The following is a 26,277-nucleotide window of genomic DNA, read 5'->3' as shown; positions in this document are numbered from 1 at the left end:
TCCCTGGTAGTCACACCACTTGGCAGGTGTCGCATCAGCCAGACATCCGAGTCAGCTATAGGGCATGAACGGAAACCCACTCAAAGACCCTAACGAAAAAAATAACAGAAAAAACCAATTCAACCTAAACTTGGCCCGCCTGGCTTGTCATCGACAAAGTCATCGATTTGATGGCCGCTCTCGTTATCAAAGCCCTGCTGTTCTTGCATGACTATTGTTCGCTCAGGCTCCTGCGTTTGCCTTTCATGCGACTTCTGGGCTGTTAGCAGGCGTCCATTTTGCGCAATGTTATCGAAGCTCACAACGTCTGAGCGGTTGTCCTGCACTGTCATTTTAATTAGCTGATCGGCGACTTCATCGCTGACTGTGAAGTGCGCTGTAGGCCACTTTTCACAACTGCCACGGTACAACGCAGCGGCGATCTGTGCCGGTGTCGCCGGGTTCTGCGGCGGCACAGTCACCTGTTTTTCAGTCTCGGTGACGATCAAACCGTAACGCTGTACTAACGTTTGACCGACCGCCGTTCGCTTCACGTTGAACCTGTTCTTGGGCCGTCCTGAGCGTACATGCTGATAATGACTAGTCCGCTCTTGAATATCTCTAGCAAGCTGAAGATGATTGTCTCGTGCGGTGTCTGCTATGTTTTTTAAGCTGCCGAACAATTCTTGAATTTGGTTGGCTGGGTAATAGCAACTCACTTGCCGATGTATTGGAAAAGCGGTGTTTTCCCGGCTTTCTTGTCGAACGTAGCTGTCTCATCTGCCCCGGCGGCTTTCCCGAACCAAGCAATTAGATGGTCCGGAAAGTCGGCATTGGATTTTTGGTAATCGACTACGGCACGACGCACCAACTCTCTGTCCATTACCGCCAATTGCTGCGCATCAAGCAGTGCGGCGATTTGGTCGGCTATATCCGCTCTTGATACTTTGTATGCTCGTTGCAGAACCCAGGCCAACTCACAAAGCGCAATGGTTGAAACGGCGCACGGGGAGTCTGCGGTGCAGTGAGTCTCGATGAAATCCGCAGCGATGACGTGCTGCTCGGGGTCGCCTTCAGCATCGACCAGAAACCGAACCAAAACATTGGTATCCAAAGCCTTCATTCGCTGACAGCTCCGGACTTAATAGCGTCGTCCATTTCCTCTATAGATACAGAACGCCCACCACTCTTGATCCGACCCTTGAGCGCCATCAGGTCACCCTTGGCTATTGTTACCCTTAGCGTGCCGTCATCCTCCACTACCCATGCCAGCTTGTCCCCCCTCTGAACATCGAGTGCGTGTCGGATCTCCCGAGGGATGACTAACTGGCCTTTTTCACTGACTGTTGATTCACCCCTGATCATTTCGCAATCTCCTGTCTGAATGATTTCATGCCACACTCAAAGTATACCGTCTTACTAATCGTAAGACAATCTGTAAGCGACCCTCTCGCTTACACATCTTGACAGCTGCGACATCAGGCTCAGGACAAAGGGTTGAGCTAATGGTCAGATTCACGCTAATTCCGTGAAAATACAAAAGTATGCATATGCCTTGCATAGGCAAGAGCTCAGCGCTACATTGTTTGTGACACATATATGTAGGAGCAGCTAAAAATGCGCACCGTCTCTATTTTCAAAAACGGCAAGAACCAGGCTGTTCGTCTTCCCGCCGACATGGCCTACGAAGGCGTAGGAGAGCTTGAAATTTCACGGGAAGGCGACGTGATCACTCTGCGTCCTGCTCGCCCATCCTGGGCCTCCTTTTCTGAGCTGCCGAAGGCTGATGCTAGCCTCTTGCAAGAGCGTTCAGTGGTCGTAAATGACGAAGGCAGGTTCAATTTTTGATGACCTACATGCTCGATACTTGCATTTGCTCTTTCATAATGCGGGAGCATCCGGCCTCGGTGATTCAACGGCTAATCGTCGAAGTTGAGCAGGGCAACCGGGTTGTTATTTCAGCCATCACCTACGCTGAAATGCGTTATGGTCAGATCGGCAAAAAAGCTTCAACCAAGCACAAGACGCTAGTGGATGAGTTCGTAGAACGGTTGGATGCCGTGTTGCCGTGGGATCACCGGGCAGTCGACGCTACCGTCGAAGCCATGCGATTATTGATGAATGCCGGCACACCCATTGGCCCTAACGATACAGCCGTTGCGGGGCATGCCATCGCATCGGGCTGTACGCTGGTAACAAACAATGTGCGTGGATTTAGCCGTATTACTGGCCTTATTTACGAAAACTGGGTTGAAAGTTCATTCGATTCAGCCCACTGAGCGCGAGTGATGTCGAAGTACCATTGGTTGCCCTTTTGGGTCTGGTACATCTCTGGATCGCGCTGACCACTTTCGTTCTTGGTGAAGCTCAGCGCCGAAATGATGCTGGCGTCCACGATACTGACTTCACGCAGTATCAGACCGTTCTTCTCCAGGTTGAATCTACCGTCGCTTTTTTTAAGATGTCTTTCGCCATTTTCAAGCGGTGATTCTCTTCTCGCAACTGACGAATTTCCAACTGTTCAGCAGTCAGTTTGAAGTTCCCTCTGAACGCCTGTCCATCGACCGATTCATGCTCTTTAATCCAACGCCCCAGCATGTTTGGTTTGATTTCCAGACTGCGAAGGGGTGGCGTCACGCTCAGGAGCAAGGGCGGGCATTCTGATATCATCGATCTAAAGCTTTCTGACCAGGAGTTCAGCATGAGCACAAAAGCATCGATCGCAAGCGGTGAAAACTTCCTGCATATTCCGGCGAACGTGAACACTCATTCCGACTGAACGTGAACACCTTTTTTCTTAACGCATTACCCACCAAGGTTTTTACCCCGGGTGTTCACGTTCAGTCAATATCCTGAAGTCTTTTTCTCATTGATTCTCCGTTCAGAGCCCAGCGATGGTCGTTGTGCATCAGCCGATCCAGGATGGCGTCGGCCAGGGTGTTGTCACCAATGGCGGCATACCACTGATCGATGGGCCCCCTCTGTCAGGATAGATATCGCATCGATACCGCTGCAAGCCACCAGAACGCCCCCGTTTGACTGGGTGTTCATTGCCGCAGTGAGGGCATAGAAGATGAGGGCTTGCCATTTCGATTAGAGTGTCAGCTTGAGCGTTCAATCTGCCCAAGAATTTGATTCGCGCAGTATTTTTTGCGCTCAATAGGGAGGCTGGACAGTAACAGTTCAATGGCGTTGATCTCTGTTCGCTTCATCGCGGGTTCCAGAGAAAATTTAGATATACAGTACCTCATACAGTAATGTGTAAATGCGCCAACAATCGATAACAACATGGCCACATAGATACAGGAGCGTTTAAAAGTGCCAATTAAATTTATTCACGCCGCCGACCTTCACATTGACTCACCACTAACAGGACTGGATCGATACGAAGGCGCACCGGTTGAGGAACTGAGAAATTCCACCCGGGCCGCTTTCCAGAATCTTATTGGCTTAGCGATTGAAGAGCGTGTCGCGTTTGTGCTGTTGGCTGGGGACGTTTTTGACGGTGACTGGAGGGATTTCAGGACGGGACTGTTCTTCGTATCGGAATTGCAGAAGTTGAACGATGCAGATATTCCCGTTTTTATTGTGCACGGTAATCATGATTCGGAAGGTGGAATGACGAAGCGTCTGCCGCTACCCAACAACGTACATGTTTTTTCTAGTCGCACGGCGGAGACCCGACGTCTTGAAGATAAAGGGGTGGCCATCCATGGACGTTCTTTTCCTGAGCGCCATGTGCCTGAAGATCTGGTACCCGACTATCCGGCGCCTATAGACGGTCATTTCAATATCGGTATTTTGCACACCAGTCTGACCGGCCGGCCCGGCCATGCCGAATATGCACCAACGTCTGAGCAAACCCTGACGGAGAAAGGCTACGACTACTGGGCTCTGGGACACGTTCATGCTCGGGAAGTGGTCAGCGAATCTCCGCGCATTGTTTTTCCGGGCAACATCCAGGGGCGGCACGCTCGAGAAACCGGCGCCAAGGGATGTGATCTGGTCACGGTTAAAGAGGATGGCACTGTCATTAGTGAGCCGGTTGAGCTGGATGTTGTGCGGTGGCACCGAACGACACTGGATCTCACCGGTATCGATGATGACGTTGGGTTGAAGGAGGCGGTGATCGGGTGCTTGGAGGCGCTGGCGATCCAAGGCCAGGATCGGTTGTTGGCGGTGCGGATCATTTTGATAGGGCAAAGTCGACTGAACGAGAAGGAAGCCCAGACTCCAGGAGTGCTCAGCGCAACGGTACAAGCGGCAAGTTTTGAGGTTTCCGCGGGGCAAGTCTGGGTAGAAAAAGTGATTAATCAACTGAGCCCAATTATCGATCGCGAACACGAGGCACGGCGGGATGATGCGGTGGGTGAGTTGGTTAGACTTGTGGACGACATCAAATCGGATCCTGATACGCTTAAGCAGTTTATGAATGATCAGATGAAGGAGTGTTTGGCGGTTCTGCCGTCTGATCTGCGAGATCTGGAGGTGCTCTTGGGAGAAAGGGGGCTTGAAGGGCTGCTCACAGATGCGGAAGCGACCATCCTTGCAAGCTTGAGTGCAGGAGGTACTCGGCCGTGAAAATCAAAAAACTCATCCTGGATCGCTACGGGGTCTTTACAGACCGAGAGATCGATTTTTATCCGGAGCAGGGCTCTGCGGGCCATCTGCATCTGCTCTACGGGCCAAATGAAGCGGGTAAGTCTACAACGCTCAACGCCTTGGCAGATCTGCGATTCGGATTTCCACATTCAACCAGCATGGACTTCATTCACAACTCACAGGAGTTGGCCGTCTCCGCCGTGATGGAACGTCCGGACGGGACAGAAGTCGGAGTCAGGCGCCTGAAAAAGCGAAAGGGCGACCTGAAAATCTTTGATCCGAATGCGCCGGACGCTTTAGAGCAGGACGCAGACGTCGAACTGGTCGCGTTACTGGAAGCAGGACTTTCGCGTCAGGATTTCCAGCAGATGTACGGAATTGATCACAGCCGGCTCCAGGAAGGGGGCAGGCAACTGGTCAATGGTGAGGGCGATCTCGGCAGTGCATTGTTTGAGGCAAGCGCCGGCACCGTTGGCCTTAAGTCGATTCTTGCTAGTTTGGCGGGCGAAGCCGGCAAATACTTTACGCCCCGTGCATCCACTAGAGAGATTAATAAATCGGCAAAAAGGTTATCTGAGCTGGCTAAAGAGCTAAAGCAGCGCCAGGTCAAACCAGCTGTGTGGGCCGAGAAGGATAAGAGTTTTCGCGACGCGAAACGACATCGTGAACGCCTGCTTGAAGATATGGAAAACCAGCGTCGGGAACTTGCTCAAGCGCAGAAATTGCGGGCGGCCCTACCAACGTTGGGCAAAATTGACGGGTTTCGACGATCCTTGGATGAGCTTGCGCATTTACCCGATCTCAGCAGTGATATCCGTGACCGCAGACTGTCGGCACAACAGGGAATCAAGCGTGCCACGCTCGACATTTCGACTCTGGAAGAGGCCATTCGCATAAGCGACGGGGAGTTGGCTGGGTTCGACATTGACCATCAGGTTCTCGAAGCCCAAGAAAGCGTGGAGGCATTGGACCGACAAAGGGATCGTTACAGTGAGGCACTTGAGCAATGGAGGGCAAGTCGGTCGGCCGTCGAGCAGAAGCAACAGGAACTGGTGTTAGCGCCGGTGAAGATCCGCTGTTATTTGCCGCAGTTTAAAAATGGCGATAAAACGACGTTTATTGCCATTTTTCAATAGCCGTTGAGTTGGATGCCTTAGTCCTTAGAAGTCCATGCCGGCATTAGACTGCTCGCTTTTTTCCTTTTGTTCGTTGGCAATATGTCTGTACATTCCGGTAATATCTTTGCCGTAACTTTCCCAGATAGCGGTTTGTAACGTGTCGAGCGCTTCGTGAACACATGCCGCTTCTTCTGTTGTCCAATGGGTGGTAATTTTCAGCACTTTCATTTTGTCTTTCCTCTTTTAACTTTTCCCCGTGCTAATGCCTGCTCTTGTGCTTCTTTCATGCGATAAGAGTCTCCTTCAATCGCAATCACTTCGCTGTGATGCACCAAGCGGTCGATTAGCGATACCACGCAGGCTGCATTCGGGAACACGTCATTCCATTCGCTAAACGGCCGATTCGTTGTGATGAGGGTCGCGTTTTTCTCATAACGGCGGTTGATGATTTCAAACAGTAAGTCGGCATGGCGATTGCTGTAGGACAGGTAGCCCACTTCATCGATGATGAGTAACGTCGTCTTGCTGTAATGAGCTAATCGTCGTCGAAGTGCGTTATCACCATCTTGCGCCGCTAAATCGTTAAGCATGTTGGCGGCAGAAGTGAATAGAACGGTGTGTCCTTGCATAACCGCCTGATAGCCTACCAATGTCATCAACTTAAGACATTTCCCCAAAAATATCATATAATTAGAGCTCAACCATCAACGAGGAAATGCCCTATGGAGCACAATAAAAAAACAACGTTTGACAACCCAACCGACATTCTTTCCGAAAATTGTACATAAAATAACCAGCTTACTGAGCTGCCCCGAGTTTATTGCCCAGCATCGCACCCATCCGAAGCACTTTACCCGCAAACGCCATTTGACCTTCCGCAATCTGATCCTGTTTCTGCTGAATCAGCCCAAAAGCGCCCTGCAAACCGAACTGGATGCCTTCTTTCAGGCGCTCAATGGCTCGGCCTTTGAAACCCAGGTGGTCACCGCACAAGCCTTCAGCAAAGCCCGCCAGAAGCTCAGCGCGTCAGTTTTTGAGGCTCTCAACAGCGCCCTGCAAGCCCAGATGGATGAGCTGGGGCTGCACAAGACCTGGCAGGGCCTGCGCCTGCTGGCCGTGGACGGCTCCAGCATGCACTTGCCGCTGGAAGACCCACTGGCCAAGCACTTTGGTACCCACAAAGGGTTGCCGGTGGCCCGAGTGTCGGTCCTGCAAGACCTGCTGTCCAATCAGGCTCTGCACACCCTCCTGATCACGCCGGATGTGGATGAGCGGGGCTGTGCCAGCATGCACCTGAAGCATGCTCCTGACCACAGTCTGATTCTGTTTGATCGGGGCTATCCCGCCCACTGGCTCTTTTCCGAGCTACAGCGCTGTGAACAGCAATTCCTGATGCGCCTGACACTGACCCATTCCCGAGAAGTCCGCGCGTTTGTGGATTCTGGAAAAGACGACGACACCGTCTCGATGACGTGCCGGCACGGGTTATCCCGACAGGTCTGTAGGCAGTCCGGCGTTGATCCGGACACGGCCCTCCAGATCCGGCTGATTCGGGTGACGCTGCCCACCGGGGAAACGGAAGTGCTGGCCACCTCACTCCTGGACACCGGGGCCTTCCCCGCCGAGCTCTTTGCCGACCTGTACCAACGGCGCTGGGGCATCGAGACCGACTACCGCCGGCTTAAGCAAACCCTGAGCCTGGAAAACGTCAGTGGCCGGACGGTCTGTGCCGTACAGCAGGACATCCACGCCTGCCAACTGCTCAAGAACCTGGCCCTGCTGATGCAGGCCCTACAGCAGCCCGACATTGAGCGCAAAACCGCACACCGGAAACTGGCCTGGAAGGCTAACTTCACCCAGGGCGTATCCCGCCTGAAGCATACCCTCGTCGCCCTTCTGGTGAGGCCCAGCTGTGAGGCCCTGGATAACCTGTGGCGCCTGTTGGGTAACAGCTTGAGTGCAGTGCGTCCCGGGCGAAGTAGCCCACGACGCCGAAAACGACTGGCCACCAAAGGCTGTGAAGGGTACAAGCCGACTCGCTGACCGACACCACCCCGGCGGCGTATAACAAGACTTCCTGACAGACTGTGCCGGCCACCGGTCGAATGGTTCTCGCCCTGAATAACGCTTAAACCGCTCTGACACACCGGCAAATACACCATTGACGGTCTTTGGCGCTGATTTCGGGTTAGGCTCTGATTTTAATCGCCTGTCGATTCAATAATAGGCTGTCTCACGATTGGCAATCTTGGTGACTCAGAGGATCATAATGGACTTCTGGGGCTTAAGTTGATGACATTGGATAGCCTACGTTCTGCGCGATGGTCGATTTGCCCACACCGTTACTGCCAATGAGGATGATGTTGCTTGGGTCCTGAATGAAGTCGAGCTGCATGACACGGTGCACTGCTTGTTGGTCTATTTTTGCTGGCCATTGCCAGTCGAATTCGGTTAATGATTTAAACCGACCGAGTTTGGCACTGCTTAATCTGCGCTCAAGTGAGCGCTGTTTACGCTCGCTTATTTCCCACGCTAATAGTTCTGCCAGCCAGGGTGTTTGCTCGGGCGTTAATTCATTCCAGTGGCTGAGCAAGCCATGCAGTTTAAGGGCAGATGCCTGGGCTTTAAGGGTCTCATGTTCATTCATCGTCATCATCTCCTTGCATTTCTACCGTGCTCAGCGCGTCATAATGAGTCAGGTTGGCGGGCTTGACGCAGTATTGCTTCACTTTATTGGGCACGCTCACCGCAATGGGTGGCGGTTGTTGACGCCTTTCTCTGCGGTATTCTAGGATCTGTGCGACGCCTTCTACATAAGGTGCGTTTTTCTCGATGGCTTCGCCCATGGCCTGATGCAATTCAGTGGCGCCATAATCATCCAGTAATTGGTTTAAGCGATTCACGGCGCCTTTCAGCGCATGGCCTCGGTCAATGATGTGCTGCAGTAACGGATGTGCATGGGAGGATATTTGGCACAGCCTATCTTGTGCGCGATGTTGTTTGGCGTTCGTTTTCATCAGCCATAAAGCGTTCACGTGCGCTTCGTTTTCTATTTGTTCGCCTTTGCTAAAACTGCGTAAATGAGTCGCGATAACATTCGTGCCACTAATAATACGCACCTCTTTTAGGCAGGCGTTCACGGTTAAGGATGTTTGGACGTGCTGATGAGGCACCGAGTAATCATTGCTATCAAACCGGACGTAAGGTGTTTTTTGTGCGCGCACCACCACATGCTCACGCGTATCGAAGGGGTTGTCTGGCAGTGCCAATAAGCCAGGTTGCTCTTGCAAGAAGGCCTCTCCTACGCTGAGTTGAGGGTCTTCAGGGCAGCGCCTCTCTGCGCTTGTGCCTTTACACCACTCATCCGCTTGCGCATTTAAATCTTCAAGCGATGAGTAATGACGACCGGCAAAAAAGTTATCGCGGATATAGCGAATGGCTCTTTCCACTCGCCCCTTCTCATTGCCTCTGGCCGGCGCAGCGGCCCGAGGCTCGAAGTGATAGTGGCTGGATAAATCGAGCAGCGCAGGGTGGAATCGAATAGCGCTGCCATTGCGCTCAAGCACCGCCGTTTTCATGTTGTCAAAAAGGCAGACCTTGGGCACGCCGTTAAATGCCTCGAACGCCGCCACTTGCCCGCGTAAAAAACTGGCTGTTTGCTGATTGACATAAAACTGTAAAAATATCTGCCTTGACCAACTCAACACCATCACATACGCCATTAATGCGCGCTTTGCCTGGCCGATTTGTAGGTGCCCGAAGTGCCCCCACTATGCCGACCACCGGACTATGCCGAGTCTCTATTTCTTGTGCACTCTACAAAGCGATATGCGCCTCGTTTACTCGGCATAGAATGGCTCCTGCTGGACCCACCTATTTAGCAGGAGAGACGTAATGAAACACGTAATACAAGCAGTTTGGACGTTAAAGCAAGAACCAGCAGGCCCTTTGGTTGACCATCTCGAACCCTTCGCGAATCACCTCGTTGAGCAAGGGTACTGTCGACGGTATATCGGCGCAAAGATTCGAGTCGTTGCATCATTCAGTGGCTGGCTTCAGGCCCAGAGTGTGACCGCAAGTGACGTCATACACGCGCATGCAGAGCGATATATTCAATGCATCCATCACCCGTATGCCATTGAACGAGGTGATGTCGCCACGCTGCGTCACGTGATTCGGTTTTTGCAACACATGGGTATCGCTCGACCGCCCGACGACCCTGTTGATCGAACGCCAATCCAGCAGGTGGTTTATGAGTTTGGCGGCTATCTTCTCAACAACAGAGGTTTATCGCACCAGACCTTCAAGCAATACGGCCCGTTTGTAGAGTGCTTTTTGACAGAATGCTTCGCAGAAGGACCATTCAGTCTCTCTGCCTTGTCTGGCGCCGATATCATCGGGTTTATACATCACCAGTCGGCTCATCTCAGCACGGCACGTGCAAAAGTGGCGACCAATGCCTTACGCGCGTTTCTTCGTTACGTCGTTTATCGTGGCGATATCAGCGCTGATCTTGTTGAGGCCGTTCCCTCAGTCGCCGCCTGGTCCATGACGGCCATTCCCAGAGCCATTTCTCAGGATCACATACAAGCGGTACTGGCACATTGCCCCCGTGATACACCCATGGGGCGACGCGATTACGCGATTTTGATGCTGCTGGTGCACCTGGGTCTGCGCTCGGGCGAAATAGTCTCGCTCACGTTGGACAGCATCGACTGGGAAGGTGGCAGCATTACGGTCAGTGGCAAGGGCGATCAACGTGCCTGCTTACCTCTGCCCACGGAGGTCGGAGAAGCGTTGGCAGATTACCTCCGACAGGGTCGACCCCATTGCAAAGATCGCGCGCTGTTCTTGCGGGCACTGGCACCGATCAGAGGTCTTGGTGGTCAGGAGACGATTGGAACGATAGTGAACGCAGCCGTGCGCCGTGCTGGCGTCAATACACCCACCCGAGGCGCGCATCAGTTTCGCCACGCGCTGGCGACACAGATGTTGCGACAGGGAGCTAGTCTGACAGAGATAGGCAGCCTGTTACGGCACCAGCATCCCAAGACAACCAATATTTACGCCAAGGTTGACGTAGATGCCTTGCGCTCGATCAGCATGGCCTGGCCGGGAGGTGCGCAATGAACTGGCATCATACTTTACAGGATTACCTGGCCCTGAGGCGCGGGTTGGGCTACAAACTTCACTCTGAAGGCACTGCACTTGAGTCCTTTGCTTCCTTTATGGAGCAGCAACATCAAGACGCCATTTCGACAGAACTGGCTCTTGCCTGGGCCACCCGGCCAGCATCGGTCCAACCGGCACGGTGGGCAAGAAGATTGAGTATGGTGCGGGGTTTCGCACGCTATTGCCGGGCGCTGGATTCACGGTCAGAGATTCCACCGTGTGAGTTGTTACCACTACAGTATTCGCGACCGACGCCGTATTTTTTTACGGATGACGACATCGTGCACCTGTTACAGGCCACGTTGGAACTTACCCTGAAGGATCGCTTTCTCAACCAAACACTGCATTGTCTCTTTGGTTTGTTGAGCGTGTCAGGGTTGCGTGTGGGGGAAGCGCTGAATCTCACCGTGGACGACGTCGATCTTGACATCGGTGTGCTGACGATTCACGGCGCCAAATTTGGAAAGTCTCGCCTGATACCGCTGCACCAGACGACGGTCTGGGTTTTGGCGGCTTATAAAGAGACGAGACAAAAAGCGCTGGCGGGACGCCCGTTGCCCTTCTGGTTTGTGAGCAGACAACGGGGCCAGTTGGGTTACGACTGTGCAAGATATCACTTCAATCATTTGATGACGTCGATCATTTCAACCCGAGCAACCCAACAGCGCAGGCCACACATGCATGATCTGCGCCATCGTTTCGCGCTGTCAACTTTGGTCATGTGGTATCACGATGGGCATGACGTGGAGCGCTGCCTGCCGACACTGTCAGCCTATCTGGGGCACGTTGAAACGCGCGATACCTACTGGTATCTGTCTGCCTGCCCCGCACTGATGCAGGGAGCGAGGGATCGTCTGGAGCATCATTGGGAGCAGACGTCATGAAGACCAATGCCGGCTTTCCCACGCTCCTCACGCGCTTTTTTACTGATCGGCTCATTCAACAGCGACATGCCAGTCCCCACACCATCGCGTCGTATCGCGATACGTTCCGGTTGCTGTTGCAGTTTGCCCATCAACGACTGGCAACAGAGCCTGCCAGATTATCCGTGCAAGACATTGACGCACCTTTGATCAGCGCCTTTCTGGATGATCTTGAAAACGACAGGAAAAACACGGCCAGGACTCGCAATCTCCGCTTGACCGCCATTCGTTCCTTTTTCCGCTATATCGCCTACGAGTTGCCCGATCACGCCGCGCAAATCCAGCGCATACTGGCGATTCCTGCCAAACGCTGCGTTCATGTACAGGTTAATTATCTGACGCGACCGGAAGTCGATGCGTTGCTGGCGGCGCCTGATCAAAGCACTTGGTCAGGCCGCCGAGATCATGCATGGATTCTTCTGGCCGTGCAAACAGGGATACGCGTATCGGAATTAACCGGGCTGACGCACCAGGATGTTAGCCTGAACACGGGTGCGCATGTCCATGTGATGGGCAAGGGGAGAAAAGAGCGTTGTACACCATTGACCAAAACAGCGAGGGCTGTATTGAAAGCCTGGATGAAACAACCGATGCCAGGTGATGGGCGTGTGCTGTTTCCCAATCGCAGCGGCGGTCGCCTGAGTAACGATGGCGTTCAATATCTGTTGGCGAAACATGTCACCGTGGCTTGTCACCTATGCCCCTCGTTGCAAACGAAGCGCGTATCGCCGCATGTACTTCGTCACACCTCAGCGATGGAGTTGCTACACGCTGGTGTTGACACCTCCGTCATTGCCCTATGGCTGGGGCATGAGTCCAGCGAAACCACCCAGATCTACCTAGAAGCAGATTTGGCAATGAAAGAAAAAATGTTGGAAAAGGTAGCGCCACATACCGGACGACCCTGTCGCTATCAACCGGATGATACGTTGCTCGAGTTTCTTAAGTCGTTGTAACTGCCAAGGACTATGTCGAGCTGGTGCTTGCCTATCTTGCTTCAATCCCAGGCGATGCAGGTAAGCAATGAGGGAAAATGAAACCACTCGGCATAGTCCGGTGGTCGGCATAGTGGGGGTTATGCCGAGCTCGGTATAACCCCCAATCGACCTGTGCTTGCTCCCCGGGTAAGCTCTTTAAGCGTAAATACGCTTCGGGCTGCTTACGAGGCCTAAGCTCGCTAATACGGTGGCGAAACTGACTGGGCCCGCCAGGATAACCGCGCTGCTTCGCCATTTCATACAAGCGCACGGCGGTGAGTGTGGGGTAAGTCTCCAAGGTTTGAATGATGAAGGGCAAATAGGGCGTCAGAATAGACGTGCGTTCAGTGCGTTCTACTTTAGGCAAGCCCGCTTGGGACAGCACTCTGTCAACCACGCTATGGTGAATACCTAATTGCGTGGCAATGGTGCCGGTGCGCCATTTCTCCACAAAGTGATAGCGCAATATCTTTGCTTCCATGTCTTTATTTATGGTCATTAATCCTGCCTTATTCACTAAGCGTCGGATCTAAATGCTGCCGTAAGATGGTTTAACACCTCAGTCGTTCTTTAAAGATCGTCCCGCGTAAAAAATCATGTCGTAAAAAGGGACTACAGACCTCACCACAATGATGGCAGACCATAAAGGTGCTGTGTTTTAGCGGCGGGATCACCCTTTTACGACTTTTTCGTTGCGCATTGAGTACATCGTGAGCTTACGGCAGCATAGCGCAACTTCCTGCTGAGCTTCTGATTCAATGAATGCCTCAACCCTATCAGGAGGCAGTCATGATTCCACTAACCCCCGTCAACGATACCGTTCAGCTCCAGAGGCGGCTCGATTCGCTGGCCGCAGACTTCACGCGCTGGCGTGCGCAACGACCACACCAGCGGGCTGCCGTGCCTCAGTCACTGCGCGACAGGGCCGTCGCGCTGGCACTGGCATCCTCGCGGGTCTGTGTCAGCAAAGCCCTCGGCGTCAGCTACACCATGCTGAACACCTGGTCGCCGAAGTTGCAGGCGCAAGCAACGACACGTCGGGGCGCTGCTCCACAGACAGTGACACGCTCATGTGTATCAGCACCAACCTTCGTGCCGCTTGAACAGGCGATAGCCGAAACCGAAACCGATATCACTGTCCCTACCTTCACCCTCTCGACCTCATCAGGCCAGCGGCTGACGATCGAAGGGGCCTGCAGTCCTGCTCAGGTGAGTGCGCTGGTACTGGCGCTCTGCGCCACGGAGGCCGCATGATCCTGCTGACCAGCTCGAGCCGCATCCTGCTGGCAGCGCAGCCGGCTGACTTTCGTCGCGGCATCGATGGCTTCGTGGCCCTGTGCCGTGATCAGCTCAGACAGGATCCGCGCGGTGATACCCGCTTCGTCTTCACCAACAAAAGCCGCACCATGGTCCGCGTGCTCTGCTATGACGGCAGCGGGTTCTGGCTCATGACCAAACGCCTCTCGCAAGGCCGCTTTACCCGCTGGCCGGCCGCAGGCAGTGCGCTGACCGTGCTGGAGGCGGCGCAGCTGCGGCAATGGCTGCGTGGCCCTGTCGAGAAATTATCTTGAAAACGTTCGAAAACTCAGTAGGCTATGCCAACACCTTCAAACAGACTCACAACAGGAACAGATCATGACTGCCAGTGCCACAACACTGACCGAAGCGCAGGTAGAAGCGCTGACCACGCGCGTGCAGCATGCGCTGGATCATGATCTGGCCCTACCACCTGAAGATGTCAGGCTGCTGCTCGATGCGCTGATGACGCTGGCGAAGCTGCAGGCTGGCATCAAGTCCAAGAGAGTCGGCCTGCACAAGCTGCGGAAGCTGGCCGGCCTGGTCGATGCTTCAGAAAAGCTCAGCAGTCTGCTGGGCACCGCCACTGGGAAGAGCGGATCACGCAAAGCCTCATCACGCAGTCCGGCCACCTCGGCCGAACCACCGGCTGTCGAGGCGGTGCCACCGACGGTCGAACATCATGCGCTCGAAGACGTCAGCAAGGGCGACGACTGCCCTGAATGCGAGACCGGCAAGCTCTACAAGTACGATCCGGCCAGCTTCGTCCGCATTGAGAGTCAGCCACCGTTCAATGCTGTGCAGCACGTGGCCGAGCGCCTGCGCTGCAACGCCTGCGGTGTCTTCATCACGGCCACACTGCCAGACTCTGTTCTGCAGGACGGCGGGCGAGGCCAGAAGTACGGCTACGGCGCCAGAGCCCTGATGGCCATGAACAAGTACTTCGCCGGCCACCCGTTTTACCGTCAGGGCACCCTGAATCAGCTCCTGGGCGTGCCAATGACAGCCTCGACGATCTTCGATCAGTGCGAGCATCTGGCCAATGATCTCAAGCCGGTGCATGACACCCTGCTCAAGCTGGCCGCCGACGCCTGGCTGTATCATATCGACGATACCGGGAACCGGATACTGGATCAGAAGCCGGTCATGAAACGCAGTCGCCATGACGGCCGTGAGCGACTGCGCTCCGGCATTCATACCTCCGGCATGATTGCCGAGCAAGGTGACGGTCCGCCCCTGGTGCTGTACCAGACATCGCTCAGCCATGCCGGTGAATTACTGGACGATGTCCTGCGCCTGCGCAGTGACGGCAGCCCGCCGCCGCTGGTGATGAGTGATGCGCTCTCATCCAATCATGTCAGCCGCACCCCGCTGCGCATCGCCCTGTGCAATGCACACGGCCGGCGCAACTTTGCCGATCTGGTGGTGCACTTTCCTGAAGAGGCGGAGGCGGTACTGACGCGTTACCAGCTGATCTGGCAACACGACACTGAAGCGACTGAGCAGCAGATGACGGCCGCGCAGCGGCTGGCCCATCACCGCGAGCACTCACTTCCGGTGATGGAAGACATCCGCCGCTATGGCGCAGACCGGCTGGCCGCGAACGCCGCCGAAGCCAACAGCAGCTTTGGCCAGGCGGTCAACTACTTCAACAAGCACTTCGACGGACTCAGCGCATTCTGCCGCCATGAGGGGGCACCGCTCGACAACAATCGCATGGAGCGTGGTCTCAAGCTGCCGATCCGCAATCGCAAGAACGCCATGTTCTTCAAGAGCGCCGCCGGTGCGGCCATCGCCGATGTGATCACCTCAGTGATTGCAACCTGTGCCGCAGCCGGGATCAATCCGCTGATTTACCTGCGCAGCGTCCAGCGCCATGCCAGCGAAGCCAGGCAAAGTCCGCAGAGCTGGTTGCCGTGGACCTATCAAAGCCACAGCAGTCAAGACGTCAAGGCCGCCTGAGCGCGCCCTCCAGGTAGGTCTAGCACAAGCGTAGCGCGAAGTTGCGCTATGCTGCCGTAAGGTCACCTTCCTTCACGCTGGCGAGCTCTGAGAATTTTGGGATACCAAGACGCCGGATCATTGAAAAAAGTTTATCTACAGCGGCGTTTGCAGCGTCATGTTCAGAAAGCGAGGGGTCCACGCCTAGGCAAATCGCCACTTGGGAATGGCGATAGATGTCGGCGTCGCAGTTGTGTTGAAACACAAATGGGAGAAAGATTGAGTTAGCAACACCATGCGATGTGTCATACATGCCGCCGATGGCTTCAGATATGCAGTGCACGCTCGCTATGTCCGCGTTACCAAACGCCATCCCTGCAATCAGACTCGCAATGAGCATCTGCTCTCGAGCTTCGTTGTTGTCGCGTTCTTCGACAGCTGCCACCAAATACTTACTAATCAGTCGAATGGCGTGCAAGGCAAGGGCATCGCTAATTGGATTAGACATCTTGCCTGTATAGGCTTCAATTGCGTGAGTGAGAGCATCCATGCCGGTGGCTGCCGCGATCGATCGGGGAAGCTTGGCGGTCAACTCAGAATCGAGTAGTGCCAACGTTGGAGCCAGTCGCACGTCCAGCAAACTCATCTTGTACTGACGTGCAGTGTCGGTAATGACTGAAAAAAAAGTGACCTCACTCCCTGTTCCAGCTGTGGTCGGGATCGCTACTAATGGGAGGGGGTTACATTTAAGGGTGTTCTCGCCCTCATAGTCCTCAATGCGGCCTTCATGAGTCATCAGAACTGCTACCGCCTTGGCTGCATCAATGGCACTGCCGCCACCGACAGCGACCAGCCCTTCGATACCTGTATTTTTATACTGGACTGCTATACGGTTACAGTCTTCACTGCGAGGGTTTGGCTTGACTTGATCTGTCTCAAAGAATGCTACCCCCGCTTGTTCGAGGCTGGCATATATAGGCGTGAGCAAACCAGCGGCTTTGATACCCGGGTCAGTTACCACCAAAACCCGATGAATGCCAAGTTCCTTTAGATGCTCGCCAACCTTGGAGCTGACACCAGATTCCATGAGTATTTTTGTGGGAAGTACAAAGGGAAAGTTCATAAATGCTTCCTGTTTAGTTGCTGTGTAATGGGTTACTCGGTTGGTGGAAAAGATTAGGGTAACGATGCTTAGTTGATAAGGGCATGTCTTGCCATGATGTGCCTAACCACGCTGTAATCCTGGAGCGAGTCGCTGGAGAGCTCCTTGCCGTGACCCGAGCGTTTAAGCCCTCCATGTGGCATCTCGCTGGCCAGCATGAAATGACTGTTGATCCATGTGCAGCCGTATTCGAGGTGTGTGGCAAAGTGCATGGCTTTATCCAAATCACGGGTCCAAACCGAAGAGGCGAGGCCATACTCGGTATCGTTTGCCCACGCGAGCGCCTGGGGAATCTCATCGAAGCGTGTGACGGTGACAACGGGCCCAAATACTTCACGCTGAACGATTTCATCGTGCTGGAGACAGCCTGCAAGAAGTGTAGGTTGGTAGAAATACCCACTTCCGGAGGGGATGGTGGCGCCAGTTACGCGCTGTATGTGTGCCTCAGTCAGCGCCCGCTCGACAAAGCTGGCCACACGATCGCGCTGACGTAAGCTGATGAGTGGTCCAAGATCATTATCACTATCTTGGCATTGGGCAAACTTCAACTTGGAGACGGCGTTGCCTAGCTCTTCTACTAGCCTGTCGTGGATGCCAGCCTGAGCGTAAATCCGGCAAGCGGCGGTGCAGTCCTGTCCGGCGTTGTAGTAGCCGTATTTGGTGACGCCTTCGACAACCAGGTCAATATCAGCATCATTGCAAACTATGACGGGTGCCTTGCCGCCAAGCTCAAGGTGGGTACGCTTGAGCGAGTCAACGGCGTCTTTGAGTACTTTCTGGCCGGTAACGATATCTCCCGTGAGGGAAATCATTCGCACATCGCGGTGGCGTGCCAGCAGGCTGCCCACATTCTCCCCGCCACCACTAACAACGTTCAGGCATCCTTTCGGGAGTATCGAATCAAGGTGCGTTGCTAGTTCGAGTATGGACAGTGGCGTGTGCTCTGAGGGCTTAAACACTAAGGTATTTCCTGCAGCCAGAGCTGGCGCGATTTTCCATGCGGCCATCATCAATGGGTAATTCCAAGGAGCAATAGACGCCACCACGCCCAGTGCGTCTCGTCGCACCATACTTGTATAGCCTGGGATGTATTCAGCGCTTAACTGACCGTACTGGCAGCGAACGGCGCCCGCAAAAAATCGAAAAACATCTACCGCTGCTGTGAGGTCATCGTTAAGCGCCTGGTGCAGTGGTTTTCCGCAATTAAGGGCCTCTATTCTGGCAAGATTGGGGGCGTGATTTTCGATCAGATTAGCGATTTCGAGCAGCACGGTAGATCGCTGTTGTGGGGTAGTGCGAGACCATGAATAATAAGCACGTTTTGCTGCCGCAATAGCATGATTTACCTGTTCCGTGCTGGCTTCCCTAACTTGGGAGATTACCTCTCCTGTAGCGGGCGCGTAAATCGTCTCAGTGCGCCCCTCACCTTCAAAAAGCTCGCCGTCGATGAGTAGTTTGGTAGAAAATTGTAGTTGGGAGAGAGATGGCATGTGATTTTTCTCATTTATTTTTTGTTCGCCTAGCCTGAAACTTACCTTTTTGTAATGAAGCAGACACTACGCGATGGAAATCCTATCTACAATTACTAAAAACTGAAGGTAGGTATCGATTTTTCTGAAGGGTTAGCGATGGCCACCACGGACGACAGAGAGAAAGGCATCTACCATAGCGGGGCGCTGTGATCCGCGGCGCCAGGCGAGGCCTACATCTAAGGTGTCATTAAGGTCGTGCAACGAACGCGCTTCAATAATGTCACCCTCCAGTGACCAGGGGCGGTGGGTTATATCGGGTTGTATCGAGAGACCAAATCCAGAAGCCACCAAGCTACGGACGGCTTCCGTGGAGTTGGTTCTTAGAATGATGTTGGGGGAATGATCCAGCTGGCGCCAGAACGAACGCGCGTTATGCGCCATCTCGTCAGCGTTCAGTTGAATTAGGGGTTCTGCGGCAGCATCTGCCAGCGAGATACTGTCGTAATCAAGCAATGGATGGCGAGTAGGTAGCCATAGCCGGTAAGGAGAATGAACCAGAACCTCCGTCTGAAGAGCTTGCCGATTTTCTAGGTTAGATAGAATCAACACTCCAACATCGATTTCACCGTTAACTAAAAGGTGTTCAACGTAGTGTCTTTCGTCTTCGACAACACTGACCCCCACTTTAGGATAGGCCAGCTGAAAGCGTGTCAGTAGATCGGCCAGAAAATACCCGGCGACCAAGCTTGTCACACCAATGACTAACTCGCCCTCCTCCTGATAGTTAAATGCCTGCAGGTTGCGCTTGGCGCTCTGCACTGTGCTTTGGATTAAGTTGGATTGACGAAGGAACTGATGTCCTTGATGGGTGAGCGTCATTCCCTTCGCGCTGCGAGTAAAAAGCGCAGCGTCGAGCTCTTCCTCAAGCTGTTGAATAGCCAAAGTAAGGGTGGACTGCGAGATAAAAACGGTCTGAGCAGCAGCGGAAATAGAACCTAGCTCAGCTACGGCGATGAAGTAACGTATTTGTTTTAATGTCATAGACGTTGTCTTTAAAAAAGCGATAGGTCAAACAAGCTATCGTAATTTTAGAGGATTTGTTAGTACAAAATAATCAGTTGGCTGTAGGGGTGGGGTAAAATTGGTAATCAAACTGAACTTTACGCCGTGACAGTTGGCAGAGCCGGAAAAGTTGATTCGGCAATCTTCACACCAGCTCAAAGCGCGGCCCCATTTGTTTGCGAATTGATCGTTAGGGATGTCGGGTGCGTTTGCTTGATGAGAGCAGTGTGAGCCGAGAGGTTCACGCATAGTTCTGCAAGAGGCTGAGGGTGAAACTCCTTCGGTCTACTCACCTCAATTACTGCCCTTCAGCGATTCGCGGTCAGCACTGGTATCATATACTTGGTATTGGACATCTACAGCCGCAAAACCGTGACCTAGGAAGTCCATGAAGCAGAGTTCGGCGAGGTTGCTAATAAGCACGTTGATCGCGCCTTGTTACGCGATGGGTGCTGGAAAAACCCACCGGGGCCACGACGCCATACTCGCTTACCGGCCCTCGGATCTGGTTGGCCTTAGCAGTACGTGCCACATCGATGAGCTTTTGCCCCGCAGTTGAAAACCGGCTACCACTGACAAGGTGTGATAGCCGGACGATTATCGTTTGGGTGGCTCGTACAGGTGTGTGCGCTTAACCTGCAAGTTCCGCAAGACACGCCTCAACGATTGCCAGGCCTTCTTCGAGCACCTTATCTTCAATGGTGACCGGCATGAGAAAGCGAATCGTATTGCCGTAGAGGCCACAAGAAAGCAGGATTAGGCCTTTCTCACGCGCGCGCTTGCAAAGCGCAGCTGTGAGCTCCGCATCGGGTGTTTGATCGGCTGAAACAATATCCAACGCCGCCATGGCACCCAGATGACGCGCATTCTCAACGCAAGCAAAGCTCTCCTGCCACTGCGAAAAGCGCTGCCCCAGCGTTTTTCCTAGAGAGAGGCTTTTCGCGAGGATGTTTTCCTCTTCAAACACCTCAAGCACCGCCAATACCGCTGCGCACGATGCGGGGCTGCCAGAATAGGTGCCGCCAAGCGAGTTAGCCCCAGGTGCATCCATATGAGTATCCGTTCCCACAACAGCAGAGATAGGCATGCCGGCCGCCATGCTCTTGGCCATGGTCATCAGGTCGGGCTCGACACCACTGTGTTCAATGGCGAACATCTTGCCCGTGCGGCCAAAGCCGGACTGAACTTCATCGACGATCATCAGCATGCCGTGCTCATCGCAGATGTCGCGCACCGCTTTGAGGAAGCTTGCTGGCGCGGGATAGAAACCGCCTTCGCCGAGAACCGGTTCGATCACGATAGCTGCCGTATCACGTGGGTTGGCATCAGTCTTGAGCGTCATTTTCAGTCCACGAATGGCATCTGCTTCACTGACGCCAAGAGAAGGCACTGGATATGGCGCACGGAAGACGTTACCCGGCATTGTGCCAAAATCGGCTGCATAGGGCGCAACTTTGCCGTTCATCGCCATGGTCATAAACGTGCGGCCGTGATAGCCGCCGTCAAAACAGATGACGTTATTTTTACCCGTTGCCGCCCGCGCGATCTTGACCGCATTCTCTAAGGCTTCAGCGCCGGAGTTCACTAACATGACTTTGGCATGCCCTCGCACCGGGGTTATCTGACTTAGCTTCTCAGCGACTTGGACGTACCCCGCGTAGGGCATGACGGTTTGGCACGTGTGCATCACACGCTCTATCTGCGCTTGTACGGCTGCCACGACTTTTGGATGGCAATGGCCAATGTTTAGAACCCCAATACCACCGGCAAAATCGATAATACGATTGCCGTCCGCATCCCAAATCAAGGCATTCTCTGCGCGATCCGCAAACTGCGTGGCGGAGCTGGCAGCGCCGTTAGCAACGTATTTTTTCTTCAATTCATTCAATTTCGAGTTATTCATCAACTCTTTCCTTATCCGTTAAAAGCAGCGCTCAAAGGCCGCCCATGCACAAGTATTTGATTTCAACAAAGTCATCGATGCCATAGCGGGAGCCTTCGCGGCCGATGCCCGACTCCTTGATACCGCCAAACGGCGCAACTTCCGTAGAAATCAGCCCTTCATTGATTCCGACCATGCCGTACTCTAGAGCTTCAGCTACGCGCCATACCCGGCCGATATCGCGGCTGTAAAAATAAGCGGCAAGGCCAAATGGGGTGTCGTTTGCCAGCTCCACAGCCTCTGATTCCTCGGTAAAACGAAAAACCGTTGCCACTGGGCCGAAAATCTCTTCCTGTGCAATGCGCATGTTTGCGGTTACGCCGGTCAATACAGTGGGTGGGTAGAAGTTCGGATGGTCCGGAATTCCGACGCCCTGTTCAGTGATTCGGGCGCCATTGGCCAGTGCATCTTCAACAAGATCACGTACTTTGTTGACCGCTTTATCATTAATAAGAGGACCAATGTTTACTGTCTCACCAAACCCATCACCAATTTTTAGTTTTCGTACGGCCGCATTCAGTTTTTCAACGAACAGATCGTGAACGCGGTCCTGAACAAGAATGCGGTTGGTGCACACGCAGGTCTGGCCCGCATTGCGGAACTTGGACGCCATCAAGCCAGAGATGGCCGCGTCTAAATCAGCATCGTCAAAAACAATAAACGGTGCATTGCCACCCAATTCCAGGGAGACTTTCTTTACTGTATCCGCACACTGGCGCATCAGTAGCTTGCCCACTGGCGTTGAGCCCGTGAAGGACAGCTTGCGCACTCGGGAGTCTTCACACAGCGTACGGCCAACTTCTGGTGCCTGTAGCGTTGTAACCACATTTAAAACACCTGCGGGAATACCGGCCTGACGGCTCAGTTCTGCCAGCGCTAGCGCACACAGTGGGGTGTCTTCACCCGGTTTGATCACAACCGTACAGCCCGCCGCCAGCGCTGGAGCGACTTTCCGGGTGATCATCGCAATCGGGAAGTTCCAGGGCGTGATCGCCGCAACCACACCAATCGGCTGCTTGATGGTTACCAACCGCTTGTCGGGGCCGTGAGCGGGAATAACGTCGCCATAAATGCGTTTGGCTTCTTCGGCAAACCATTCCACAAAGGATGCGCCATAGGCGACTTCGCCCTTGGCTTCTGCAAAGGGTTTGCCCTGTTCGTTGGTCATGATGGTTGCAAGGTCATCCTGATGCGCAATGATAAGGTTGAACCAGTTGCGCAGGAGAGCAGCGCGCTCTTTTGCGATCAGTGCTTGCCAGGGTTTCAGTGCTTTTTCTGCAGCGTCGATGGCGGCGCGGGTTTCGTCTGCACCCAGATCGGGAACAGACGCCAGCGTAGCGCCGGTGCTGGGATTGAAGACCGGAAACGTTCGCGCTTTGGCAGCCTGGACCCACTGCCCATCAATAAAGGCACGATCCCGAAACAAGTCTGGTTGGTTGAGATTTAACGGCATTAAAGGGCTCCAAAATGTGCTGGCCAAAGTGGCTTATACAGTTGGAACGATGGTATAGCGGAGTGTTTGTGTGATAAACAGGAATGTTTGGGTGTATACGTTGAGAGCAATCAAACAATGAAGAAAGATCTGAAGATCAGGCTGGGGCAGATCGGTGATTACGAGATCCGACTTCTTAAAGTGTTCGAGGCCGTTGTGGAGAGCGGCGGGTTTTCTGCAGCTGAAGGGGAGTTGAGCATTGGTCGCTCAACCATCAGCACTCATATTGCCAACCTGGAAGATCGGCTGAACCTCAAGCTTTGCTTGCGCGGCAGGGGCGGTTTTTCATTGACGGAGGAGGGCGCTGAAGTTTATGAGCTGATGAAAACACTTCTGTCGGCTCTCGAAGGCTTCCGCACAGGTGTCAATGCTTTGCACGTCAGCCTTACCGGTGAGCTGCGAATTATCGCAAGCGATGCTATTTGCATGGATCCGCAATCCGGGCTTTCAGCGGCGATTGCTCAATTCTCGCAAGCAGCGCCGCATGTTAATGTTTTGCTGGACGTGAGATCGCTCAGCGATATCGAACGGATGGTCCTGAACGATGAGGCGGATATAGGTTTAATTCCTTTTCATCGCCAGCTCACTGGGCTGGATTATCGCCGTCTTTACGCTGACGAATGCCACCTGTACTGCAGTCGCACACATCCGCTTTTCAACGCAAAGGCATCGCCACAACTGTTGGACGAGATTCTCTCCAGTAAAGTTGTACACGCAGGCATTCACACCAGCCCCGAGGTTGGCGCTCAATTGGCGGATATGAACAAGGCAGCGATTTCGTATTTCTACGAAGCGCGGCTTGCTATGATTTTGTCCGGCGCCTACATCGGGTTTATGCCAGACACCTACGTTCAGCGGCACGTTGAGGCAGGAGATTTGCGCGCTCTGGTGCCGGAAACCAAGAAATATTCGTTAGAAGTCTGCACCATCACGCGCACATATGGCAGGGCCAAGAGGGCGCGGGAGCTTTTCCTTGAGTATTCGGTGGTCACGTGAAGACGTGACCACCGAATACTCAAATTATAGTCGCTCGTCTGGTTAATTCGTCAAATCAAATTTGCTATAACTCTGCAAAAACTTACAAACGATGGAGGTCTTATTTTGGCTCAGCAACCTATCTTGAAAACGGCCTTCTCAAATGTTCGCAAAACAGGTGAGAACTTGCCGGGCTGAGAAAAATCCTCGTCAACAGTCTGTGGTGGTGATTAGCGGTGAGCGTCTAGTAAACCCGTCTTGAGTCTGACGCCGCAGCCGTCAAGATAGTGTCCACTTATTTCTGTTTCCCGTATTGCTTTGGACAATGATCTCAATGCCAACCAGTTTCGGCGCTGGATCAGAGAGTCGAAGCAAACAGGTAAAAACCTATCGCTAGCCTTTGTGCCTATCAATTTACCGGCGGCGGCGCCCCCAGTAGCTGAAAAGCGCAGCACCATCCGCATTGAGATTCCCCGAGCCGGCGACCCGATTGTAGTGGAGAGGCCAGCCGATCAGGCTCATCAGTGCGTAGCGCTTCTACGCAACCTGTTGCAATGATCCGCATCGATGAAATCTGGTTGGCCACAGAGCCGCTAGACATGCGAGCTGGGCCGGGCACGGCGCTGGCGCGTGTCGTTCAGGTGTTCGGTTCAGCCAGGCCCCACTGCGCTTATTTGTTCGCCAACAAACGCGGCAATCGAATGAAAGTGCTGACCCACGATGGCCTGGGCATCTGGCTCTGTGCCTGCCGACTGAATCGCGGCAAATTCCACTGGGGCGAATCTTGGCGCGGTGATCAACTGTGTTTAACTGATGAGAAGTTAGCCGCTTTGGTTCAGGGGCTGCCCTGGCAGCGTCTGGGGGCCGCCGGTGTCATCTCGGTTCTGTAACCATAAGTCGACCGCTTAGACCATCACCAAAATGGCGCATCGTCACTGTGTTCGTGGCTTGGCATACTGTTCGGTAGGTCACAACGTCGTCCCGATTTTAATCAACTCTCTAACGAACAGCTTCGCGCTCTGTTGTCGGATCTGTTCGGTCGCATGGAGAACAAAGATCGGGCTCTGATCCACCATGATGCGGTTATCGAAAAACTGACCCACGAAGTGGCGATCCTTAAGCGTCATAAGTTCGCTCAACGTAGCGAACAACTGGACGCGCTTTAGGGCAACCTGCTGGATGAGCTTATCGATAGCGACCTTGCCGCCATCGAAGCCGAACTAGCTCAGCTAACAGCCGATGAAGCACCAATCTCGCCAAAAAACAGCCTAAGTGGGCTCCGCTGCCACCAGAACTATACCCCGCACCCTAATCCATCACTCAACGTGCTGTTCGTAAGCGGTTCTTGAATGCTTTGGTATGAGGGTGTCCAGTGAAGCGCTTTCCAATTGTGTCACAGCGGTAAAAAATGTCGGCTGCTTTAACAAGTGGGCACTAATAATATTCCGGTCCCGATCGATGAGAATTGCTGCATCGGGAATCACGTTGATCATCCACATCATAGTTTTTGGAATTCATTGGTGCGAGTGTTCCGGGGCGTCTTGATAGGCATCTTTGATTTTCACAAAGCTGGCGACATCGGCTAGGAACAGGTTAACCAACTCCGGATCAAAGTGTGTTTTCCGATTTTCCCGGATCAGTTTCACCGCATCTTCTGCCAGCCAAGCTTTTTTATAGGGACGTGCCGAAGTCAAAGCATCGAATACGTCGGCCAGTGCTGCAATTCTTCCGGAAAGAGGGATGTCCTTACCTCGAAGTCCATCTGGATAGCCACTTCTGTTCCATTTTTAATGGTGACTAAGAGAAATTTCCCTGGCCATTACAAGAAGCTCGCTGTTGTTGCCCTGTTGCTCCATAACCTTATACCCGTCAACGTCCAGCATGTTCAGATCTAAAAGAATTAGTAAGGGGCGATGCGCTTACGTTCTTTAACTTGCTCACCGGCGACAGGTTGCTCGATACCGTAGAATCGCTTTTGCTGCCCCATCGAGAGCAGCTGTTTTCGCCAACAGAATCACCGGCCATGTTTTTGGCACAGGGCATGAACGCTGACCGGTCCTGCCAGAAAGCACTCAATGAGGCGTCGGTGAATCGGCTGTGTTCGCAACTTACCTAGGGAGAAGAGGAGGCGATTCTGAACTGATCAGGTGTGCAGGCGTGTGAA

27 protein-coding genes and 6 pseudogenes are annotated in these 26,277 nt (G+C 53.5%); 15 read left to right on the top strand and 18 right to left on the bottom strand.

Annotation, left to right across the window (positions count from 1 at the left end; translation table 11 throughout):
• Positions 1-119 precede the first annotated feature (119 nt).
• From ATI45_RS05570 to ATI45_RS05560, 3 genes are read right to left on the bottom strand one after another with little or no spacing between them, the layout of a single operon-like run.
• Positions 120-698 (bottom strand): hypothetical protein, encoded by a 579-nt coding sequence (locus ATI45_RS05570; protein ID WP_098418622.1) that lies wholly within the window; start codon positions 696-698, stop codon positions 120-122.
• The gene (locus ATI45_RS05565) at positions 695-1,102 is read right to left on the bottom strand and encodes a PIN domain-containing protein (protein WP_098418621.1); all 408 of its coding nucleotides are present in this window, start codon (positions 1,100-1,102) and stop codon (positions 695-697) included. Before ATI45_RS05565 ends, ATI45_RS05570 begins: the two co-directional genes overlap by 4 nt.
• The gene (locus ATI45_RS05560; RefSeq protein WP_098418620.1) at positions 1,099-1,344 is read right to left on the bottom strand and encodes an AbrB/MazE/SpoVT family DNA-binding domain-containing protein; all 246 of its coding nucleotides are present in this window, start codon (positions 1,342-1,344) and stop codon (positions 1,099-1,101) included. The genes ATI45_RS05565 and ATI45_RS05560 overlap by 4 nt, the downstream gene beginning before the upstream one ends.
• Before the next feature lie 252 nt (positions 1,345-1,596).
• Here ATI45_RS05560 and vapB point away from each other — a divergent pair, with 252 nt between their 5' ends.
• Positions 1,597-1,827: a type II toxin-antitoxin system VapB family antitoxin gene (vapB, locus tag ATI45_RS05555; RefSeq protein ID WP_098418619.1), complete on the top strand. Its 231-nt coding sequence runs from the start codon at positions 1,597-1,599 to the stop codon at positions 1,825-1,827.
• Entirely contained in the window at positions 1,824-2,258 is a 435-nt protein-coding gene (locus ATI45_RS05550) for a type II toxin-antitoxin system VapC family toxin (protein WP_098418618.1), read from the top strand. The genes vapB and ATI45_RS05550 overlap by 4 nt, the downstream gene beginning before the upstream one ends.
• 14 nt (positions 2,259-2,272) lie before the next feature.
• Here ATI45_RS05550 and ATI45_RS22605 read toward each other — a convergent pair.
• The 4 pseudogenes from ATI45_RS22605 to ATI45_RS22600 form a co-directional block, all read right to left on the bottom strand.
• Positions 2,273-2,386, bottom strand: a pseudogene (locus tag ATI45_RS22605) (IS5/IS1182 family transposase); the annotation flags it as partial.
• 41 nt (positions 2,387-2,427) lie between these two features.
• Positions 2,428-2,601, bottom strand: a pseudogene (locus ATI45_RS05540) (transposase); the annotation flags it as partial.
• A gap of 218 nt (positions 2,602-2,819) precedes the next feature.
• A pseudogene (locus tag ATI45_RS05535) lies at positions 2,820-2,954 on the bottom strand (ATP-binding protein); the annotation flags it as partial.
• A gap of 23 nt (positions 2,955-2,977) precedes the next feature.
• A pseudogene (locus ATI45_RS22600) lies at positions 2,978-3,191 on the bottom strand (transposase-like zinc-binding domain-containing protein); the annotation flags it as partial.
• A 106-nt stretch (positions 3,192-3,297) separates the two neighbouring features.
• On the opposite strand from ATI45_RS22600, the gene ATI45_RS05530 reads away from it, so the two are divergent.
• Together ATI45_RS05530 and ATI45_RS05525 are read left to right on the top strand one after the other, a co-directional pair.
• A complete protein-coding gene (locus ATI45_RS05530; RefSeq protein WP_218926116.1) occupies positions 3,298-4,560 on the top strand; it encodes a metallophosphoesterase family protein in 1,263 nt (420 codons plus the stop codon).
• The gene (locus ATI45_RS05525) at positions 4,557-5,717 is read left to right on the top strand and encodes an ATP-binding protein (protein WP_098418617.1); all 1,161 of its coding nucleotides are present in this window, start codon (positions 4,557-4,559) and stop codon (positions 5,715-5,717) included. The genes ATI45_RS05530 and ATI45_RS05525 overlap by 4 nt, the downstream gene beginning before the upstream one ends.
• Positions 5,718-5,741: 24 nt before the next feature.
• Here the strand turns inward: ATI45_RS05525 and ATI45_RS05520 are convergent, their stop codons facing one another.
• A complete protein-coding gene (locus ATI45_RS05520) occupies positions 5,742-5,927 on the bottom strand; it encodes a hypothetical protein (protein ID WP_007348139.1) in 186 nt (61 codons plus the stop codon).
• Complete coding sequence (locus ATI45_RS05515; RefSeq protein WP_228736050.1) at positions 5,924-6,355, bottom strand: ATP-binding protein; 432 nt, start codon at positions 6,353-6,355, stop codon at positions 5,924-5,926. The genes ATI45_RS05520 and ATI45_RS05515 overlap by 4 nt, the downstream gene beginning before the upstream one ends.
• A 91-nt stretch (positions 6,356-6,446) precedes the next feature.
• Here ATI45_RS05515 and ATI45_RS05510 point away from each other — a divergent pair, with 91 nt between their 5' ends.
• Positions 6,447-7,742: an IS4 family transposase gene (locus ATI45_RS05510; protein WP_098418616.1), complete on the top strand. Its 1,296-nt coding sequence runs from the start codon at positions 6,447-6,449 to the stop codon at positions 7,740-7,742.
• 241 nt (positions 7,743-7,983) lie between these two features.
• Here the strand turns inward: ATI45_RS05510 and ATI45_RS05505 are convergent, their stop codons facing one another.
• Together ATI45_RS05505 and ATI45_RS05500 are read right to left on the bottom strand one after the other, a co-directional pair.
• Positions 7,984-8,346, bottom strand: a complete 363-nt coding sequence (locus ATI45_RS05505; protein ID WP_228735939.1) for an ATP-binding protein — start codon at positions 8,344-8,346, stop codon at positions 7,984-7,986.
• The gene (locus ATI45_RS05500; protein ID WP_228735938.1) at positions 8,339-9,421 is read right to left on the bottom strand and encodes a Mu transposase domain-containing protein; all 1,083 of its coding nucleotides are present in this window, start codon (positions 9,419-9,421) and stop codon (positions 8,339-8,341) included. Before ATI45_RS05500 ends, ATI45_RS05505 begins: the two co-directional genes overlap by 8 nt.
• Before the next feature lie 346 nt (positions 9,422-9,767).
• Between ATI45_RS05500 and ATI45_RS05495 the strand changes: the two genes are divergently transcribed.
• From ATI45_RS05495 to ATI45_RS05485, 3 genes are read left to right on the top strand one after another with little or no spacing between them, the layout of a single operon-like run.
• Positions 9,768-10,829 (top strand): site-specific integrase, encoded by a 1,062-nt coding sequence (locus tag ATI45_RS05495; RefSeq protein ID WP_218926115.1) that lies wholly within the window; start codon positions 9,768-9,770, stop codon positions 10,827-10,829.
• Complete coding sequence (locus tag ATI45_RS05490; RefSeq protein ID WP_098418614.1) at positions 10,826-11,755, top strand: tyrosine-type recombinase/integrase; 930 nt, start codon at positions 10,826-10,828, stop codon at positions 11,753-11,755. The genes ATI45_RS05495 and ATI45_RS05490 overlap by 4 nt, the downstream gene beginning before the upstream one ends.
• Positions 11,752-12,750 (top strand): site-specific integrase, encoded by a 999-nt coding sequence (locus ATI45_RS05485; protein WP_098418613.1) that lies wholly within the window; start codon positions 11,752-11,754, stop codon positions 12,748-12,750. Before ATI45_RS05490 ends, ATI45_RS05485 begins: the two co-directional genes overlap by 4 nt.
• A 31-nt stretch (positions 12,751-12,781) precedes the next feature.
• Here the strand turns inward: ATI45_RS05485 and ATI45_RS05480 are convergent, their stop codons facing one another.
• Complete coding sequence (locus ATI45_RS05480) at positions 12,782-13,270, bottom strand: hypothetical protein (protein WP_228735937.1); 489 nt, start codon at positions 13,268-13,270, stop codon at positions 12,782-12,784.
• Between the two features lie 290 nt (positions 13,271-13,560).
• Here ATI45_RS05480 and ATI45_RS05475 point away from each other — a divergent pair, with 290 nt between their 5' ends.
• From ATI45_RS05475 to tnpC, 3 genes are read left to right on the top strand one after another with little or no spacing between them, the layout of a single operon-like run.
• On the top strand, positions 13,561-14,025 hold the full coding sequence (locus tag ATI45_RS05475) for a hypothetical protein (RefSeq protein WP_098418612.1): 465 nt from the start codon (positions 13,561-13,563) through the stop codon (positions 14,023-14,025).
• Entirely contained in the window at positions 14,022-14,342 is a 321-nt protein-coding gene (gene tnpB / locus ATI45_RS05470) for an IS66 family insertion sequence element accessory protein TnpB (RefSeq protein WP_018405611.1), read from the top strand. The genes ATI45_RS05475 and tnpB (ATI45_RS05470) overlap by 4 nt, the downstream gene beginning before the upstream one ends.
• Entirely contained in the window at positions 14,317-16,029 is a 1,713-nt protein-coding gene (gene tnpC / locus ATI45_RS05465; protein ID WP_218926114.1) for an IS66 family transposase, read from the top strand. Before tnpB (ATI45_RS05470) ends, tnpC begins: the two co-directional genes overlap by 26 nt.
• 46 nt (positions 16,030-16,075) lie before the next feature.
• On the opposite strand, the gene ATI45_RS05460 is transcribed toward tnpC, so the two are convergent.
• From ATI45_RS05460 to ATI45_RS05440, 5 genes are all read right to left on the bottom strand, one after another.
• Positions 16,076-17,131, bottom strand: a complete 1,056-nt coding sequence (locus ATI45_RS05460; RefSeq protein WP_098418610.1) for an iron-containing alcohol dehydrogenase — start codon at positions 17,129-17,131, stop codon at positions 16,076-16,078.
• Positions 17,132-17,199: 68 nt separating this feature from the next.
• Positions 17,200-18,660: a gamma-aminobutyraldehyde dehydrogenase gene (locus ATI45_RS05455; RefSeq protein WP_098418609.1), complete on the bottom strand. Its 1,461-nt coding sequence runs from the start codon at positions 18,658-18,660 to the stop codon at positions 17,200-17,202.
• A 132-nt stretch (positions 18,661-18,792) separates the two neighbouring features.
• Positions 18,793-19,683 carry a LysR family transcriptional regulator gene (locus tag ATI45_RS05450; protein ID WP_098418608.1) on the bottom strand — a complete coding sequence of 297 codons (891 nt, stop codon included), beginning with the start codon at positions 19,681-19,683 and terminating at the stop codon, positions 18,793-18,795.
• Between the two features lie 652 nt (positions 19,684-20,335).
• Positions 20,336-21,607, bottom strand: a complete 1,272-nt coding sequence (locus tag ATI45_RS05445) for an aspartate aminotransferase family protein (RefSeq protein WP_098418607.1) — start codon at positions 21,605-21,607, stop codon at positions 20,336-20,338.
• A gap of 31 nt (positions 21,608-21,638) precedes the next feature.
• Positions 21,639-23,099, bottom strand: coding sequence for an NAD-dependent succinate-semialdehyde dehydrogenase (locus ATI45_RS05440; RefSeq protein WP_098418606.1), 1,461 nt, complete (start codon positions 23,097-23,099; stop codon positions 21,639-21,641).
• 117 nt (positions 23,100-23,216) lie between these two features.
• Between ATI45_RS05440 and ATI45_RS05435 the strand changes: the two genes are divergently transcribed.
• The 3 genes from ATI45_RS05435 to ATI45_RS23010 all read left to right on the top strand — a co-directional run bounded on the left by ATI45_RS05435 (position 23,217) and on the right by ATI45_RS23010 (position 25,279).
• Positions 23,217-24,134 carry a LysR family transcriptional regulator gene (locus ATI45_RS05435; RefSeq protein ID WP_098418605.1) on the top strand — a complete coding sequence of 306 codons (918 nt, stop codon included), beginning with the start codon at positions 23,217-23,219 and terminating at the stop codon, positions 24,132-24,134.
• Positions 24,135-24,667: 533 nt separating this feature from the next.
• Entirely contained in the window at positions 24,668-25,003 is a 336-nt protein-coding gene (gene tnpB / locus ATI45_RS05425) for an IS66 family insertion sequence element accessory protein TnpB (protein WP_098418603.1), read from the top strand.
• 153 nt (positions 25,004-25,156) lie between these two features.
• On the top strand, positions 25,157-25,279 hold the full coding sequence (locus tag ATI45_RS23010) for a hypothetical protein (protein WP_267284051.1): 123 nt from the start codon (positions 25,157-25,159) through the stop codon (positions 25,277-25,279).
• A gap of 348 nt (positions 25,280-25,627) precedes the next feature.
• Here the strand turns inward: ATI45_RS23010 and ATI45_RS23140 are convergent.
• Positions 25,628-25,885, bottom strand: a pseudogene (locus ATI45_RS23140) (HD-GYP domain-containing protein); the annotation flags it as partial.
• Positions 25,886-26,025: 140 nt separating this feature from the next.
• Here ATI45_RS23140 and ATI45_RS23275 point away from each other — a divergent pair.
• Positions 26,026-26,217: pseudogene (locus tag ATI45_RS23275) on the top strand (IS4 family transposase); the annotation flags it as partial.
• Between the last annotated feature and the right edge of the window lie 60 nt (positions 26,218-26,277).

The sequence above is a fragment of the Marinobacter sp. LV10MA510-1 genome, from assembly GCF_002563885.1.
In the GTDB taxonomy this organism is placed as follows: Bacteria; Pseudomonadota; Gammaproteobacteria; order Pseudomonadales; family Oleiphilaceae; genus Marinobacter.
Note: the sequence above shows the minus strand (reverse complement) of the source record. Positions and strands in the feature narration are given on the sequence as shown.